Source organism: Clostridium sartagoforme, assembly GCF_004794105.1.
Taxonomy (GTDB): Bacteria; Bacillota; Clostridia; order Clostridiales; family Clostridiaceae; genus Clostridium; species Clostridium sartagoforme_B.
The window spans coordinates 1,336,345-1,354,578 of the sequence record NZ_SRYR01000001.1 but is presented as its reverse complement, the minus strand read 5'-3'; the positions used below and the strand labels follow the sequence as shown (position 1 = coordinate 1,354,578).

Sequence of the window (18,234 nt, the reverse complement as noted above, 5' to 3'; positions counted from 1 at the left end):
ATGTGAAAATAAATACGGGGGAAGTAATAAAATGGTTAATAAGGAATATGATTATATTAGAGGAAATGCAGCTTTAAATCCTAAAAGAAAATATGACGAAATTGATAGAAAGATTCAAAAAGAAAATCAAGAAAGAGAAAGAAGAGAAAGACTTAGAAGAGAAAAGGCCCAAAAAAAGCAAGTAGTCAAAAATATTTTAAATGTAGCTTCAGTTGCACTAGTATTAGGAGTATTAACCATTGCTAGAAATGGAAAGGTTTATGGTCTTCAAAATGATTTATCTAAAGTAAGAAAAGAAATTAGCATAGCTACTGAAGAGGGAAATGCTTTAAAAGCTTCAATATTAGGTAAAGCTTCTATTGATGAAGTTAGAAATGTGGCTAGTGATTCTGGAATGAAGTTACCAAGTAAGAATGATATAATTACTGTAGATATTACAACTGACTATTTTGCAAATATAAGAAAATAACATATTAAAAAAATAATACACTTGCCAGATAAAAAGTATAATTATACTTTGCATGTTAGTAATTAATTGCATGGAGGCATTGATGTGAATAAAAAAAGTTATAGGGATAAAGCGCTAATGAAAAAAAGAATGTCATTAGCGCTTACCGCATTATTATGTATATTTGCTCTTTTAATAGTTAGGCTGTCTTACATAATGATAGTTAAAAGGGAAGAGTATTCAGCTAAGGCTGAAGAACAATGGACTAGTGAAGTTAAGATAGACGCTAGAAGAGGAAGGATATTAGATAGAAATGGTGTAGAGCTTGCAGTTTCTGCTAATGTTTATAGAATAGATTTTGACTTAAATTCTATAAGAGCGCACTTAAGAAAAGAAAACACTACTAACGAAGAAATAGCAAAAATGGTATCAGAAGAATTAGAAATGGATGAAAAGAAGGTATTAGATAAGCTTAATACTAAACTTCCAAGTGGAGCTGATGCTGGTGCAGCTACATTAGTACGAAGAATAGAAAAGGAGCCTGCTGATAAGGTTAAGAATTTAAACATACCTGGAGTAATAGTATCTCCAGACACAAAAAGATATTATCCAAATGGGAACTTTTTAGCTCATGTTTTAGGAAGTACCAACATAGATGGTCAAGGATTAACTGGTGTTGAACTTGAATATAATGAGTTTTTATCAGGAACACCAGGACTTAGAATATCTGAACTAAGTAAGTACAATGATGAGCTTCCATATACAATTTCTAAGTTTACCCCTCCTATTGATGGTAATGATGTAGTATTAACTATAGATGCAAATTTACAAGCCTTTGCAGAAAAGGTTGCTGAACAAGGATATAAGGATAATTTAGCTAAACAAGTTTCTATAATTATTATGAATCCTAATAATGGTGAAATATTAGCAATGGTTAATAAACCAGATTTTGATCCTAACTACCCTTACCAAGGAGCAGAAGATTATGAAGGAGCTAATTTAGCAGAAAAGGTTCAAAAGATGTGGAGAAATCACTTAGTTAATGATACCTTTGAGCCAGGGTCAATTTTTAAGGTTGTTACTATGGTTGGAAATTTGGAAGAAAACTTGGTTAATGAATCAGATACTTTTAATTGTGGTGGTAGTTTAAGGGTGGGGCCACATACAATTAAGTGTTGGAAGACTTCAGGTCATGGAACTTTAACATTACCAGAAATACTACAAAATTCATGTAACGTTGGATTTATGGAAATAGGAAAGAAAATAGGAAAAGAAAAGTTAAATGAATATATTAAAAAATTAGGATTTGGACAAGTGAGTGGGGTAGATTTACCAGGTGAAGCAAAAGGAATAATAAAGAAAACTGAAGATATAAATGAAGCTGACCTTGCAACAATTTCTTTTGGTCAAACTAATACTGTAAATGCAGTTCAATATATGACAGCTTATAATAGTATTATTAATGGTGGAAAGTTAATTCAACCTCATATTATGAAGGAAATCACAGAAAAGGATTCTGAAGGGAATTCAGTAGCACTAGAATCTTTTGAACCAAAGGTAACAGATGTATTAAGTGAAGAAAAAACTGCAATCCTTAGAGATTACTTAGAAAGAACAGTTTCTTATGGAGGATCAAGTAAAGCATATATAGAAGGGTATCATGTTGGAGCAAAAACTGGTACAGCTCAAAAGGTTAATCCAAGAGGGGGAGGCTATGAGTCTGGTAAGTATATTTCATCTTTAGCAGGATTTGCGCCAGTAGATAATCCACAAGTTACTGTATTTATATCAATTGATGAACCAGGAACAGGAACTTACTATGCAGGCCAAATAGTTGCGCCATTAGCCAATATATTATTTACTGATATATTTAACTATATGAGCGAAGATATGCCTAAGGATGATATAGACAGTATAGTTAAAGAGGTAGTTATACCTGAAATAAGAGGATTAGATGTAAATGAGGCTAAGAAAATATTAAAAGAATATAATTTAGAGTATAATATTAATGGAAATGGGTCTATAATAACAGATGTAAAACCATATCCAGGATATACAGTTAAAGAAAATTCTAAGATTAATATAGACATTGGAGACTCAGAGTCTTATAATAAAAATGTTGTTATGCCTGATTTAGGAGGTTATTCTTTAGAATCTGCCTTAAAGCTTTTAGACAGTTTAGGAATAACTTATACTTATGAAGGTGAAGGCGCTGTAGTAAAGCAAAGTATACCTAAAGGGGAAGTCATAACAAAGGGGACAAATGTAAAATTAGTATTACATGAGGAATATGGAGATTAAGATAGAATATCCCTTAACATTAGCATGTGGGACACTCACATGCTAAATTTATATTCAAAAGACGGGGAGTTCATTTAAATAATTAAGGAGATGATTAAATGAAGTTAGTAGATTTATTACAAGGGGTAAATTATGAACTTAAAAATGGAAGTATTGATAGGGAAATAAATCATATTCAATATGATAGTAGGAAAATTAAAGAAGGAGATATCTTTGTTTGCCTTACAGGTTTTGAAGTTGACGGACATAATTATGCAAATAGTGCAATAAAAAATGGAGCTAAGGTTATTCTGTGTGAAAAAGAAATAACTGTAGAAGATAAAGATGTAACTGTATTATTAGTTAAGGAAGGCAGAAAAGCGTTAGCTACAATGTCAGCTAACTATTATGATCATCCAACTAAAAAGTTAAAGTTAATTGGAGTTACAGGTACAAATGGTAAGACAACTACTGTTTACTTATTAAAATCAATACTTGAAAAAGAAGGAAAGAAAGTTGGACTTGTAGGAACAATAGCAAACTACATTGGAGATAAAAAGATTAAATCTGAAAGAACTACACCGGAATCTTTAGAACTTCAAAAGTTATTTAAAGATATGGTAGATGAAGGTTGTGAATATTGTGTAATGGAAGTATCGTCACATTCACTACAACTTGATAGAGTATATGGTTGTGAATTTGAAGTAGGTATATTTACTAACTTAACTAGAGATCATCTAGATTTCCATAAGACCTTTGAAAATTACTATAATGCTAAGTTTAAGCTTTTTGAAAGAAGTAAGGCTAGTGTTATAAATGTAGATGATGATTATGGCTATAGAGTATTAAAGGATGTAGAAAAGTTAGATAATAAAATGGTAAGAACTTATTCTATTAGAGAAGAAAGTGATTTTAAAGCAAGAAATATAGCTTTAAAAGAAGGTGATATACATTTTGATATAAATGGTGAAAGCTATAACTCAGTTTTACCTGGAGAATACAATGTTTATAATGCGCTAGGAGTAATTGCAGCTGTTAACATATTAGGTATTAGCGTAGATGCTATTAAAAAAGGATTATTAGATGTTGTAGTACCAGGAAGATGTGAAAGAGTTGGATATAAGTATGATATTAATTATGATATTATAATAGACTTTGCACATACACCAGATGGACTTAAGAATATACTAGAAACCTTAAAAGGCTATACTAAGAATAGATTAATAGCAGTTTATGGTTGTGGTGGAGATAGAGATAAAGTAAAGAGAGCTGAACTTGGACGCATTGGAACAGAAATTGCAGATTTAGCAGTAATAACTTCTGATAATCCAAGAGACGAAGATCCTATGTATATAATCAAGGAAATAATTGCAGGAATAACAAAGTCAAATTATTTAGCTATTGAAAATAGAACAGAAGCTATAAAGCTTGCACTTAATATGGCTGAAGAAGGAGACGTAGTTGTTTTAGCAGGTAAAGGACATGAAAATTATCAAATAACTAATGAAGGTGTAATACACTTTGATGAAAGAGAAGTTGTTGATGAGATTTTAGCAGATAGAAGAAAATAATAGAGGTGTATAAAGTGGAATTATCTTTTAAAGAAATAGTTGAAGCAATTAATGGTAAGGTTGTTGTTAGAGGACGAGAGGATTTTAACAATGTTTGTATAGATACTAGAAAAATTCAAAAAGATAATATTTATATTGCTATTAAGGGAGAAAGATTTGATGGTAATAAGTTTGTAATAGATGCCTTTAAAAAAGGTGCATCTATTGCAATAGTAAGTGAAATATTATTTGATATTGAAAATGAAGATGAAGTTGAAACTGTAATTTTAGTTGATGATACAGAAAAAGCATTATTAGATTTAGCTAGCTTTTATAGAAAGAAACTAGGTTTAAAAGTTGTTGGAGTAACTGGATCTTGTGGTAAGACTTCTACTAAGGATTTAATTGCAGCTTTTTTAAGTGAAAAGTACAAGGTTTTTAAGACTAAGGGTAATTTTAATAATCAAATAGGTTTACCACTTATGATATTAGAATTAGATAGTACTTATGATGTTGCTGTATTAGAAATGGGAATGAGTGACCTTGGTGAAATAGATATACTTGCTCGATGCGCAAGGCCAGATATAGCTGTAATTACTAATATAGGTTTATCTCATATAGAAAACTTAAAAACTCAAGATAATATTTTAAAGGCTAAATCTGAAATATTTAATTACTTTGATGAAAGCAATACTTTAATAATTAATGGTGAGGATAAAAACTTATTAAAAATCAAAGATAAATGTTTTGAAATTTTAAGAATTGGCTATAATCATGAATATGATGTTTATGCTTTTAATATTATACTAATGGAAGATAATACTACCTTTTCTATACAAGATAATAATCAAGAGATAATATTTAACATACCTATGGCAGGAAAACATAATATTTTAAATTCTATGCTTGCAATAGCAGTAGCTAAGAAGTTAAATTTATCATTTGAAGAAATGAAGCTCGGGATTAAAAATTTAGAAGCCACTTCTATGAGACTAGAAGTAATAAAAAAAGATAAGATAACAATAATAAATGATTGTTACAATGCAAGTCCTGATTCAATGAAATCTTCTATGGATGTACTTACTACTTATAAAAAAGGAAGAAAGGTTGCTATACTTGGAACTATGAACGAACTTGGTGATGAAGCTATAAATGCACATACTGAGGTAGGGAATTATGCTAAAGATAAAGTTGATTTATTAATAGCAATAGGAAGCTATAAAGAATGTTTTAGAAAAGGATATTCTTTAGATAGTATACTTACATTTGAGGATAAAAAAGATTTCATAGATGATTTAAAAACTATAATTAAAGAAAATGATGTAATTTTAGTTAAAGCTTCAAGAGGAATGAAGTTTGAAGAAATAGTAAATTCGTTAGAAGAGGCAGATGTATAACAAAGGAGGTGAACTGCCGATTTAGGCAGTAACAATGGGGGATAAATTAGTAGATATATTAACATCAAAAATAGCAATTGGACTTGTTGTATCCTTTATAATTTCAATTATATTAGGACCGATTATAATTCCAATGCTACAAAGACTTAAATTTGGGCAAAATATTAGAAAAGAAGGGCCTCAAAGCCATCTTAAAAAGGCTGGAACGCCAACTATTGGTGGATTGATATTTATTATATCAACATTAATAGTAATGGTGGTAATGAGATATAATCCAACAGATGAAGCGATGATTGCGCTTTATTCATTACTTGCTTTTGGATTTATTGGATTTTTAGATGATTTCTTAAAAATTGTCAAAAAACAAAATGAAGGTTTAAAAGCTTGGCAAAAGATGCTATTATTAATTATTTTTTCTACTGCGATTGCAGTTTATGGAAGTGTAAATTTAGGCACGGCTTTAATGATACCTTTTATAGGAACTAAAATTCCACTTGGAATACTTTATATACCTTTTGTTATAGTTTATTATGCTGGTGCGACTAATGCAGTAAACTTAACAGATGGACTTGATGGATTAGCATCTACTGTTAGTATTTTAGTATTAACTTTCTTTGGTGTAGTTTCATTTACAATGGGACATGAGTCCTTATCAGTATTTTCCTTTATTTTAGCCGGAGGGCTTCTTGGATTCCTTAAATTCAATGCATATCCAGCTAAAGTATTTATGGGTGATACTGGATCATTAGCAATAGGGGGAGCAATTGCTACTATTGCATTAATATTAGAATTACCACTTATTTTAGTTATAGTTGGTGGAATTTATGTATTTGAAACTATATCTGTTATATTACAAGTTTCATCTTATAAGTTAAGAGGTAAGAGATTATTTAAGATGGCACCAATTCATCATCATTTTGAGCAAGAAGGATGGAGCGAAACTAAAATAGTAACTGTATTTTCTGTAATTACTGTTTTATTATGCTTTATAGGATTTATAGCCCTTTAATCGTTGATTGGAGGAGTTTTTATGAGGACAGCAAAGCCGAGGGTTAAGGCTAATGAATTTGACTATGGTATATTCTATGCTGTTATATTTTTACTAGCTATTGGAGTAATAATGATTTACTCAGCTAGTTCTTATTATGCTATGTTTAAAGAAGGCGATAGCATGGTATATTTAAAAAAGCAATTAATTTGGGCTGTTACTGGAATAATAGGAATGGGGCTAATTTCTAGATTTGATTATCATAAACTTAGAAAAATTACACCACACTTACTTATTGTAACTATACCATTATTAATCGCAGTATTCTTTTTCCCGGCAGTTAACGGTGCAAAAAGATGGATTCAACTTGGACCATTATCCTTTCAACCATCTGAATTAACTAAATACGTTGTTGTAATGTTTTTAGCAATGAGTTTAGATATTAAAGGAGATGGTGTTAAAAAGTTTTGGACTGGTGTTGTTCCATATTTAGGTGTTTCAGGTTTTTTTGCAGCTATGATATTAGCAGAAAAAAACTTAAGTATTGCAGCCATTATAATGATAGTTACTTTTATTATGCTATTTGTTGCAGGGGGAAGAATACAAGATCTTTTTGGAAAAGTTGCGCCTATACTCTTAGTAGCAGTAATGTTCTTTATATTTGGTGAAGATTATAGAAGAGCAAGGATGTTAAACTTTTTAAATCCATGGCAAGATCCAGCAGGAGATGGATATCAATTAATTCAATCTTTTTATGCCTTAGGAGCAGGTGGTGTAACGGGGCTTGGACTAGGTCAATCTAGGCAAAAGACTCTATATATGCCTGAACCTCATAATGATTTTATTTTTTCAATTATAGGTGAGGAGCTTGGATTAATAGGATGTTTAATTATAGTTAGTATATTCGTATTCTTTATTTGGAGGGGTATAAAAGTTGCATTAAAGGCTAAAGATACTTACGGAACTCTTTTAGCAATTGGAATAACTTCAATAATAGCAGTTCAAGCCATTATTAATATAGCAGTTGTTACTGGATCAATGCCAGTAACAGGGGTACCAATGCCATTTATAAGTTATGGAGGTACATCCTTAGTTATTAATATGCTTGCTATGGGAATACTTTTAAACATATCGAGGCAGACACAAGGAAAAGAAATATAGGTATAAAAGAGTGAGGTTACTTTAAATTTCACTCTTTTATTTTGCTGAAAAAAAGCTTTATGATGGCATATAAAAATTTTAGGTAAGTAAGTTAAATATTATAGATTTATAGGAAGATTTATTAAATTATTATAAAAAATTTAAATTTAGTAAAAATAGTAATGAAAAAATACCCAAAAAGTGATATTATTATACTAGATAGAAATTATGTAAAAGTAGGTTGGCTATGAATAAAAAGGTAAATCAATTTGTTAGGAAGAAAAAAAAGAAGAAGTTAATAAAAAGAATTATTTTAGGTTTATTTGTTTTCATAATTGGAATTATCATATTTATATATAAAGCGCCTTTTTTTAACTTAAAAGAAATAAAAATTAATGGATTAGTAACAATTAGTAATGAAAGTTTACAAGAAAAACTAAAGTATAATATAGGGGGCAATATTTTTACCTTAGATTACAATGAAATTGTAAATAAATTAAAGGAAAATCCTTATATTAAGGAAGTTAAAATAAGTAAAAAAGGTCTTAATAAGATAAATATAAATATTATTGAAAATAAAGTTGCTTATTATATCGAAAACAATGGAAACTTTAAAATAATTAATAATGAAGGGATAATAGTTGAAGAGGTAATTGATATATCTGATAGAACATTAACAAAAATTTCAGGTGTTGATGTAGCTAATAAAAAGTTAGGTGAATCTATATCCGACAATATGGAACTACCTAAGGCTTTGGATGAATTTTATACCCTTATTGAAAATATGCCTGAGGGGCAGAATTTTTCTGAAATTAATTTAAATAATACTAACAACATTATATGTTACATAGGTAATGTTGAAATAAGAGTCGGAGACAGGGAAAATCTTTTAGATAAAATAAACTTAGCATTAAACTTAATTAATCAAGGAACAATAGCTAAGGGATACATAGATATGAGCGTGGATGGAGTACCACCGGTAATGAAAGTTAGTGAGTGAGGGGAGGAAGCTGAATGAAAAAAATTACATCACAAATATTTGTAGCAGTTGTATGTGCATTATTAGGCTTTTTGCTTGCACATCAGTTTAAATTATTAAATGAAAAGAACAAGGCTAATTTATCTAGTCAAAATTTAGATATTGCAGCAGAAGTTGAATCTCTAAAAAGGGAAAAAGAAGAATTAGTAAATGCTAATAATTCACTATCAGAAGAATTAAAGAAATTAGAAGAAACTGCAGCAGCGGAAGGTGAAGTTGAAGCTGAAATTAAGAAGCAATTAGATAATGCTAGAATGAATTTAGGATTATTAGATGTAAAGGGTCCAGGAGTTATAATAACTTTAACACCAAAAACTAATATATTTGGATCTAATAACGATACAACAAATAGGATTATTACTGAAGATGAGATAGTTCATATAGTTAACTTTTTAAGGTTTCAAAAAGCAGAAGCTATATCGGTTAACGATGTTAGAGTTACACCTCAAAGTGGAATTAAAAACTCTGGAAGCTGGATATGGGTTGGTACAAAACAAATAGACTATACAGAAAAAGTTGTAATAAAAGCAATCGGAGATAAGCAAGCTTTTAACTTTGCAGTTAACTTTCCAGGAGGGTTAGATTATGGTGCTCTTATGAACTATGATCATAAAGTAGAATTAGTTGATGAAGTTATAATAAATAAAACTACTCAAACATTAAAAAATGAGTATGTTATTCCAGTAAATTAAGGGGGAGAGGAAATGATAGCATTTATAGGACTACTACTTGGAATTGTATTAGGGTTAATATTAGAAGTAAATATACCAGCTACATTATCTCCCTATATGTCTGTTGCAATACTAGCATGTTTAGACTCAGTCTTTGGGGCTGTAAGAGCTTCGTTATCTAAGAATTTTAAAGCAGATATATTTATATCAGGATTCTTTGGTAATGCATTATTAGCAGCAGGTCTTGCATATTTAGGAGATAAACTTGGTATTCCTGTATATATAGCAGCTGTAATAGTATTTGGAGGCAGAATATTTGATAACTTTGCTGTAATAAGAAGGTTGATAATTGAGAATTTAAAGAACTATAAAAGAGGTGAATAAATGAAAAAGTTAAAAGGAAAGTTTTTCATTTTAATTGCATCTGTTTTTACTGGTTTTTTAATTATTAATACTATGGATATGAATAATACTAGTGAGAATATTGCTTCATTAAATGCTGTTGATTATAAAAAGGCAGTTGAAGCAAGAAATAAGCTTTATAAAGAAATTGAAGATATTCAAAATCAAAATATTGAATATGAACACAAGATAAATGAGTATAAAGGAACTGATCCTGAAAAAAAGAAAAAATTAATTGAAAATATGAAAAGTCAGCTTATTGACTATGGTGGATTAAGTGGTATATCTGATGTTAAGGGACCGGGATTAATTATTAAAATTCAAGATGCTGATATAGATAAACTTCTAGATACCAACTTTCAAATAAATATGAAATTATTCCATGAAGATGATTTAGCAAGAACTATTAATGAAATTAGACATGCTGGGGCTCAAGCAATATCAATAAATGAGCATAGAGTTTTACCAAAAACAGCGATAAAGTGTAATTGGGCTTCTATAGTGTTTGATGATGATTCTACTGCTGGTGCTCCCTTTCATATATATGCAATAGGTAATCCAGAAGAAATGAAGGCGTATTTATTATCAGATAATAGTTTTATTCAAAATTTATTAATAAGAGGAATTAAAGTTGAAATAGAGGAAAAAGAAGAATTAATAATTCCTTCAACTAAGCAATTCGTGGAAGCTAATTACATGGAGAGATATGAAGTTAAATAACTTAAAATAAAAAAATAAAAAATGAAGGATTTTAAGACTTCGTGTAGAATAAGTACATTATGTAAATTGCTAACTAAATACTTTATTAGGAGGTAGTGTCTTGAATATAGGGGAAAATATAGCAGAAATAATAGAAAATATACCAAACAATGTGACTTTAGTAGCCGTATCAAAGACTAAGCCAATTGAAGATCTTGAGCTAGCTTACAAAAAAAATCAAAGAGATTTTGGAGAAAATAAGGTTCAAGAGCTAATATATAAAGAAGAAATTCTTCCGAAAGATATTAGATGGCATTTTATAGGGAATTTACAAACTAATAAAGTTAAATATTTAGTTGGTAAAGTACATTTAATACATTCTTTATCTAGCATAAAATTACTTCGAAAAATTGAAAAGGAATTTTCAAAAGATAAGATTTATGCAAATCTCTTAATTCAAATTAACATAGGAAAAGAAGAAAGTAAGGGGGGCATATTCGAAGAAGAACTTCCTACAATGATAGAAGAAGTAGAAAAATGCGAATATTGTAAGGTAAAAGGGTTAATGACAGTTATCCCAAAGGGTAATGATGAAGAAAATAGATATTATTTTAATAAGATGAAAGCTATTTTTGATAAAGTAAGCAAAGAAAATTATAAAAATATATCTATGGAAATATTATCTATGGGAATGACTCATGATTATAAAATTGCTATTGAGGAAGGATCTAATTTAATTAGAGTAGGGGAAGGGATATTTGGTAAAAGAAAATATTTAGGAGGAGATTTAAATGAGTAATATGTTTGGAAAATTAAAAGAAATAATTGGACTTGGAGAATATGAAGATGAATACGATGATATAAATGATGAAGAAATGGAAGAAGAGGAAGTAGTAGAGGATATAGTTACTATTGGAAATAGACAAAAAGCTAATAAGGTAGTAAATATACATACTTCATCAACAGCAAAAGTTATGGTTACAAAACCAATGAACTATGATGATGCTAGAGATATAGCAGATGCTATTAAGGCAAGAAAAATAGTTTTGGTTAATGCAACTACATTAGAAACTAAGGTAGCTCAAAGATTAGTTGATTTTATTAGTGGTTCTTGCTTTGTATTAGGAGCAACACTTCAAGAAATAGAACAAAGAGTTTACTTACTTTCACCTTCAAATGTAGAAGTAACAAATGAGTTAAAAAATGAATTAAGTTCTAGAGCATTATTTAATTTTAATAAATAAAAATATAAGTTTAAGGAGTTGTTTTAATGTTATCTAAGGAAAAACTCCTTAATATTTTTACGGATGAAGACATTATAGATGCAACTAAGATTTATGAAAAATATAAATTAGCTTATGAAAAAGATATTCCTGTTTTTAGTAATGCTTTTTATCCACCAAATATATGGAGTTATTTTGAAAAAAATTTAAATAGTAATAGTTTTTTAGTAGAAAGTAATGGACTTTTTCCAGAAGCTGAAAGAAGAGTGATTTCATTTAATAATAATTATAAAATAGAGTTTCCTATTGACATAATTAAAATTATGAATAAATCTAACTTTTCAAAATTGAAGCATAAAGACTTTCTTGGTGGCATTTTGTCATTAGGAATAGAAAGAAATAAAATTGGTGATATAGTAGTGAAGGAAAATGCTGCTTATTTACCAGTAATTAATGAAATAAGCAATTATATTTTAAGTAATTTATCTTATATTGGAAAATCTCCAGTTGAAGTTACTTTATTAACTGATATGGAAGATATGCCTGAAGTAGATTTTGAAGAGTTTGTAATAAATGTTGCTTCTTTAAGAATTGATAGTATAGTAGCAAAACTTTGTAATTTCTCTAGATCAAAGGCTATTGAAATAATTGATTCAGGTAAAGTTTTAATAGATTATGTTAAAGCAAAAGACAAAAGCCAAGAAATAATTAAAGGCACAAGGATTACAGTTAGAGGTAGTGGTAAGTTTTTAGTAGGAGATATTATAGGTGAAACTAGAAGTGGGAAGCAAAAGGTGAGAATTAAAAAATATATTTAAAATTTAGAGGTGATATTATGAAGCTTACTCCAATGGATATAAGTAACAAAGAGTTTAAAAAAGGATTTAGGGGCTATGATAGTGAAGAAGTAGATGAATTTATAAATGAAATTATAGATAACTATGAAGAGCTATATAAGGAAAATTCAAGATTAAAGGAAAATTTATCTAGAGTCAATGAAAAGCTTGAGCATTATGTTAAAATAGAAAATACTATTCAAAATACATTGCTACTTGCACAAAATGCAGCAGAACAAGCTAGAGAAACTTCACAAAAAGAAGCTGAAATGATTCTTTCTAAGGCGAATGAATCAGCTCAGAAGGTATTAGATAAGGCTCATAATGATGTTATATTAATTAATGATGAATATGAGAAGGTTAAGCAAGAGTTTATTAAGTTTAGAGCTAAGTTTAGAAACTTTATGAATGCTCAAACAGAAACTTTTGATGAACTTGAAAAAGATTTAACTAAGAATTACAATATTTCTGAGCCATTAGACAAAATGATAGAAGCAAAAGGTATAAATTTATCAAGTAAAAATATTGAGGAAATAGAAGATAGTTATAACGATGATATTGATGAAATAAAGAGTTTCTTTGCAAATTCTGAAGAATAAGATATTATTTAATTTGATTTTTAAAGCTCCCTAGGGAGTTTTTTCTTTTCATTAAATTTATATATTATAAAAATATCTATTCTATCTATTGAGTGTAAAGTTGCAATATATTATAATGTGCATATAATTACATAAAGGTTACAATAAATTATACGTATTTAAATGTGGAATCTTTAATTTAAATAGTATTTTTAAAATATTTAAGTACAATAATCTTTAAGAAAGATTAATCTTAGTAATTTGTATAAAAACAAATCAAGGAAGCTTTCAATTTTTATATTTACAGAAAGAATTTTATAGATTTTAATTTTATAAAATCCTATTAATGTAAACAATTAATTGAAAGATAGATAAGTGGAGTTAATATATGGAAAATATAAATTTTATAATAACGGAAGAAAATGTTGGAGAAAGAATAGATAAATATTTATCAAATCAGATTGAAGGTAAATCTAGATCATTTATTCAAGGTTTAATAGATGAAAACAATGTTTTTGTCAATAGTAAAAATGTAAAAAGTAATTATAAGCTGAGAAACAATGATAATGTAACTGTTTTAATGAAAGAACCAATTGAATTAAATGTAACTCCTGAGGAAATAGAATTAAATATAGTATATGAGGATGAAGATTTAGTAGTAGTAAATAAGCCTCAAGGAATGGTTGTTCATCCAGCGCCAGGCAATTATTCAGGCACTTTAGTTAATGGGTTATTATATCATTGCAAAGATTTATCAGGAATAAATGGAGTAATTAGACCAGGAATAGTACATAGAATTGATAAAGATACTTCAGGAGTACTAGTAATTGCTAAAAATGATGACGCACATAACTTTTTATCTGAACAATTTAAAGAACATAGTATAAAAAGAGAGTACTATGCTTTAGTGGAAGGAAAATTCTCTAAAGATGAGGGAATGGTTGATAAACCATTAGGACGAAATAAAAAAGATAGACTTAAGATGGCTATAGTTGAAGATGGAAAAAGAGCAGTTACTCATTATAAGGTATTAGAAACATATAATAATGGAACTTCTTTAGTGAAATGTAATCTAGAAACTGGAAGAACCCATCAAATTAGAGTACATATGGCGTCAATTGGGCATCCACTAGTTGGTGATCCTTTATATGGACTTAAGAAACAGAAGTTTAAACTAAGTGGTCAGGTTTTACATGCTAAATCTCTAGGATTTATTCATCCAAGAACTAAGGAATATATAGAGTTTGATTCAGAGTTACCTGATTATTTTAAAAAGATATTAGAATCATTAAGGAAGTAGAGGTGTAATAATTGAAATTAAAAGCAAATCTATTAGATGAAAAAGCTATTAAAAGAAGTTTAATAAGAATCTCTCATGAAATAATTGAAAAAAATAAAGGTATAGAGGATATTGTTTTAATTGGAATTAAAAGAAGAGGATATCCTATTGCAGAAAGAATAGCTAAAAATATTGAGAATATTGAAGGAGTAAAAATACCAGTTGGATATGTAGATATAACTCTATATAGAGACGATATTACAGAAATTCAAGATTCACCAGAAGTAAATAGTTTAAATCTTGGTGTAGAAGTTTCAGGTAAAAAAGTAATATTAGTTGATGATGTATTATATACTTGTAGAACTGTAAGAGCAGCAATAGATGCAATAATTGATAGAGGAAGACCTGCTCAAATTCAATTAGCAGTTTTAATCGATAGAGGTCATAAGGAATTACCAATAAGAGCTGACTTTGTAGGTAAAAATATCCCTACCTCCAAAAGTGAAATTATAGCTGTGGAAATAGAAGAAATAGATAATAGTGACTCAGTAAAAATATACGAATGATGTAAGGAGACAAATATGGAATATGATTTAATTGCAACCACTACCTTTGGACTTGAAGGGATAACTGCAAAAGAATTAAAGGCATTAGGTTATGAGGATTTAAGAACTGAAAATGGTAAGGTTTATTTTACTGGTGATGAAATGGATATAGCAATTGCAAATATTCATTTAAGAACAGCAGATAGAGTTTTAATAAAGATGGCAGAATTTGAAGCAAGAAGCTTTGAAGAATTATTCCAAGGAACTAAAAAAGTAAAATGGAATGAGCTTATACCTGTAGATGGAATAATGCATGTTAATGGTAAGTCAGTAAAATCAACTTTACATAGTGTGCCTGATTGTCAATCTATAGTGAAAAAGGCCATAGTAGATAGTATGAGTGAAGCTTATGGAGTATCACATTTTTCAGAAGATGGACCTTTATATAAGATAGAAGTTGCAATTCTTAAAGATGTTGTAACATTAACAATAGATACATCAGGACCTGGTTTACACAAAAGAGGATATAGAGAAGAAGCTGGAGCGGCACCACTAAAGGAAACATTAGCAGCTGCTATGGTATTAATATCTAGATGGAAGGAAGACTTTGCTTTAGTAGACCCATTTTGTGGTTCAGGAACTATATTAATTGAAGCTGCTATGATAATGCAAAATATTGCTCCAGGAATGTGTAGATCCTTTACTTGTGAAACTTGGCCTACTATGGAGGCAGATGTATTTGAACAAGTAAGAGAAGGTGCTGAAAGAGCAATAAAGCATAAAGATATAAAGCTATTAGGATATGATATTGATGGAAGAATTCTTAAAGTAGCTAGAAGCAATGCAGAAAAAGCAGGTGTATCAAAGTATATTGAATTCCATAGAAGAGATTTTAAAGAATTCTCTAGTGCAGAAAAATATGGCTTTATAATTTCAAACCCTCCTTATGGTGAAAGACTTGGAGAAAAGAGAGAAGTAGAAGAATTATATAAGATATTTGGTGGTTATAAGAAAAAATTAAATAACTGGGATTTTAATATCTTAACTTCTTATGAAAATTTTGAAAGTCCTTTCAATATTAAATCAAGTAAAAATAGAAAATTATATAATGGTAAATTAAAATGTTACTATTATCAATACTTTGATAATGAATTAATTAAAAATAATGGAGATATGGTTATAAACCACATTTAGGCAATTAACATTTAACAGTTAACAATTAACAATTAATAATTAAAAATTTAGGAAGTAATTTGTTCCAAATTATGTGAAATTAATTAGAAAAAATTCTAAAAAATTTATTTTATAGTTTTTAATTAAAAGGGCTACTTTAAAGTAGCCCTTTTAATTATTTTGAAACTCCGCGAGGAGTTTTTTCATTAATTTTTCATTCTTAATTTTTAATTTTCCATTGTGCCACAGCACTTAGGTTCTACGTATATTGTATTGTTTGTATGGTAAATTACCATTCCTGGTTTTGCACCATTTGGCTTTTTAATATTCTTAACTTTAGTATAGTCAACTGGTACCTTACTAGAATTTTTAGCTTTGCTATAATAAGCAGCTAGGCTAGCAGCTTCTTCTAGAGCTATCTCAGAAGGATTATCACTACATAATATAACATGAGATCCTGGAATATTCTTAGTATGAAGCCAGTAGTGATTTTTATTTGCGAATTTTAAAGTTAAGTTATCATTTTGAATATTATTTTTACCAACATAAATATCTATTCCATCAGAAGACTTTAGATGAATAGGCTTTGATGGTTTTGACTTTTTATTTTTATTATTTCCCTTAAATCTTAAGTATCCTGTTTCAACAAGTTCTTTTTTTATTTCATCTATTTCATCGTAATTTTCACAATTAATAATATTTGTTAAAACTGAGGTAAGATATTCTAATTCTCCAGTATTTTTTTCTAATTGCTCTATAGCAGATTCTTCTGATTTTTTTAGTTTATTATATTTTTTATAATAGTATTGTACATTTTCAGATGGACTTTTATTTTCATCTAAATCTATTTTAATATACTCTTCCTTTTCTTCATTATAGAAATTTAACACCTCTATATTTTTTTCACCTTTTTTTATCATATAGATATAAGAAGTTAATAAATCACCCTTTATCTTATAAGAGTCTTTTTTAGAGCATTCCTTTAAAATATCCTTTAATTTCTTTTCTTTATTAGTGCATCTTTCTATGTTAGTTGTAATAAGTCTTTGCATATCTATACTTCTACTGTTAAGTCTATCTTGCTTATCTTTTGTAGCAAAGTAGCTATCAAGTAATATATTAGGATTATTAAATTCAACTTCCTGATATTCTTTATCTAAATTAAATAAGCTTACACAGTGAAAGTCTTTAAAGGATTTTTCATCTTTATAAATCTTGTAAGAAAAAATATTATCAATATTTTCTATGAAAATTTTAAATGAATTATAAAAATATTGCTTATTTATGGTATTATTATCATAGGAGAATTTTTTATATAAATTCTTAGATAATGATTTGCTAATACCAGTAAAAATATTAGAAAAAATGTTTTCATCTAGAGAAATATCATTAGTTAAAATATAAGAATTATAACTTTCATAAGAAAAATCAAAAGGATTTAGCTTATTTGATGTTGGAGGATATACATATTCTACTCCTGGATATAATACTCTGTAAGTATTTTTATCTAGAGATAAGTGTTTAATACATTCCATAACCTTTTTATCTCTATCCCTTACAAGTGTTATATTACTATGCCTTCCCATAATTTCTACAACTAATATATACTTACTATTGAATCCAAGTTCATCAGTAGATTCTATATGAAGTTCTATAATTCTATCACCATTTAATTGAAGAATATTAGTTATTCTTCCACCAATTAAATATTTTCTCATTACCATGGTAAACATAGGTGCTTGAAGTGGGTTTGGTTTACTTATACTAGTAATATGAATTCTAGGAAATCTTGAAGAAGCAGATATTAGAAGTCTAATATTTTCTCTTCCTTTCCTTAAAGTTAAAACTATTTCATCTTTTTCTGGTTGATTTATTTTATCTATTTTAGAATTTAATATTGATTTTTTTAAATCAGATACTAAACTATATAAGTAGATTCCATCCAATGCCATAAGTATCATCCTTTCTTTGGTAATAACATAATGA

General features: G+C 28.4%; 18 protein-coding genes. 17 read left to right on the top strand and 1 reads right to left on the bottom strand.

The genetic code is table 11. From position 1 onward, the window contains the following. The first annotated feature begins 31 nt into the window (after nucleotides 1–31). From E5347_RS06085 to E5347_RS06005, 17 genes are all read left to right on the top strand, one after another. Nucleotides 32–469: a cell division protein FtsL gene (locus tag E5347_RS06085; RefSeq protein ID WP_136005520.1), complete on the top strand. Its 438-nt coding sequence runs from the start codon at nucleotides 32–34 to the stop codon at nucleotides 467–469. Between the two features lie 84 nt (nucleotides 470–553). Continuing rightward, nucleotides 554–2,749: a stage V sporulation protein D gene (locus E5347_RS06080; RefSeq protein WP_136005518.1), complete on the top strand. Its 2,196-nt coding sequence runs from the start codon at nucleotides 554–556 to the stop codon at nucleotides 2,747–2,749. Nucleotides 2,750–2,847: 98 nt separating this feature from the next. Next, nucleotides 2,848–4,299 carry a UDP-N-acetylmuramoyl-L-alanyl-D-glutamate--2,6-diaminopimelate ligase gene (locus E5347_RS06075; protein ID WP_136005517.1) on the top strand — a complete coding sequence of 484 codons (1,452 nt, stop codon included), beginning with the start codon at nucleotides 2,848–2,850 and terminating at the stop codon, nucleotides 4,297–4,299. A 14-nt stretch (nucleotides 4,300–4,313) separates the two neighbouring features. Beyond that, nucleotides 4,314–5,675 (top strand): UDP-N-acetylmuramoyl-tripeptide--D-alanyl-D-alanine ligase, encoded by a 1,362-nt coding sequence (locus E5347_RS06070; protein ID WP_136005515.1) that lies wholly within the window; start codon nucleotides 4,314–4,316, stop codon nucleotides 5,673–5,675. A gap of 34 nt (nucleotides 5,676–5,709) precedes the next feature. Next, nucleotides 5,710–6,684, top strand: coding sequence for a phospho-N-acetylmuramoyl-pentapeptide-transferase (gene mraY / locus E5347_RS06065; protein ID WP_136005514.1), 975 nt, complete (start codon nucleotides 5,710–5,712; stop codon nucleotides 6,682–6,684). Between the two features lie 21 nt (nucleotides 6,685–6,705). Beyond that, a complete protein-coding gene (gene spoVE, locus E5347_RS06060; protein ID WP_136005512.1) occupies nucleotides 6,706–7,824 on the top strand; it encodes a stage V sporulation protein E in 1,119 nt (372 codons plus the stop codon). A 226-nt stretch (nucleotides 7,825–8,050) separates the two neighbouring features. Beyond that, complete coding sequence (locus E5347_RS06055; protein WP_136005511.1) at nucleotides 8,051–8,803, top strand: cell division protein FtsQ/DivIB; 753 nt, start codon at nucleotides 8,051–8,053, stop codon at nucleotides 8,801–8,803. Between the two features lie 14 nt (nucleotides 8,804–8,817). Further along, entirely contained in the window at nucleotides 8,818–9,534 is a 717-nt protein-coding gene (locus E5347_RS06050) for a DUF881 domain-containing protein (RefSeq protein WP_136005510.1), read from the top strand. Between the two features lie 12 nt (nucleotides 9,535–9,546). Further along, nucleotides 9,547–9,897 (top strand): small basic family protein, encoded by a 351-nt coding sequence (locus E5347_RS06045; RefSeq protein ID WP_136005508.1) that lies wholly within the window; start codon nucleotides 9,547–9,549, stop codon nucleotides 9,895–9,897. After that, a complete protein-coding gene (locus E5347_RS06040) occupies nucleotides 9,898–10,635 on the top strand; it encodes a DUF881 domain-containing protein (RefSeq protein ID WP_136005507.1) in 738 nt (245 codons plus the stop codon). A gap of 100 nt (nucleotides 10,636–10,735) precedes the next feature. Then, complete coding sequence (locus tag E5347_RS06035; protein ID WP_136005506.1) at nucleotides 10,736–11,413, top strand: YggS family pyridoxal phosphate-dependent enzyme; 678 nt, start codon at nucleotides 10,736–10,738, stop codon at nucleotides 11,411–11,413. Further along, a complete protein-coding gene (locus tag E5347_RS06030) occupies nucleotides 11,406–11,858 on the top strand; it encodes a cell division protein SepF (RefSeq protein WP_136005504.1) in 453 nt (150 codons plus the stop codon). The genes E5347_RS06035 and E5347_RS06030 overlap by 8 nt, the downstream gene beginning before the upstream one ends. A gap of 26 nt (nucleotides 11,859–11,884) precedes the next feature. Further along, nucleotides 11,885–12,655 carry an RNA-binding protein gene (locus E5347_RS06025; RefSeq protein WP_136005502.1) on the top strand — a complete coding sequence of 257 codons (771 nt, stop codon included), beginning with the start codon at nucleotides 11,885–11,887 and terminating at the stop codon, nucleotides 12,653–12,655. Nucleotides 12,656–12,672: 17 nt separating this feature from the next. Next, entirely contained in the window at nucleotides 12,673–13,272 is a 600-nt protein-coding gene (locus tag E5347_RS06020) for a DivIVA domain-containing protein (RefSeq protein ID WP_136005500.1), read from the top strand. 367 nt (nucleotides 13,273–13,639) lie between these two features. Next, a complete protein-coding gene (locus E5347_RS06015) occupies nucleotides 13,640–14,551 on the top strand; it encodes an RluA family pseudouridine synthase (RefSeq protein WP_136005498.1) in 912 nt (303 codons plus the stop codon). An 11-nt stretch (nucleotides 14,552–14,562) separates the two neighbouring features. Further along, entirely contained in the window at nucleotides 14,563–15,096 is a 534-nt protein-coding gene (gene pyrR / locus E5347_RS06010) for a bifunctional pyr operon transcriptional regulator/uracil phosphoribosyltransferase PyrR (protein WP_136005497.1), read from the top strand. A gap of 15 nt (nucleotides 15,097–15,111) precedes the next feature. Continuing rightward, nucleotides 15,112–16,269: a THUMP domain-containing class I SAM-dependent RNA methyltransferase gene (locus tag E5347_RS06005; RefSeq protein ID WP_136005495.1), complete on the top strand. Its 1,158-nt coding sequence runs from the start codon at nucleotides 15,112–15,114 to the stop codon at nucleotides 16,267–16,269. Between the two features lie 206 nt (nucleotides 16,270–16,475). Here E5347_RS06005 and E5347_RS06000 read toward each other — a convergent pair whose 3' ends face one another. Then, complete coding sequence (locus E5347_RS06000) at nucleotides 16,476–18,200, bottom strand: Rqc2 family fibronectin-binding protein (RefSeq protein WP_136005494.1); 1,725 nt, start codon at nucleotides 18,198–18,200, stop codon at nucleotides 16,476–16,478. Nucleotides 18,201–18,234 lie beyond the last annotated feature (34 nt).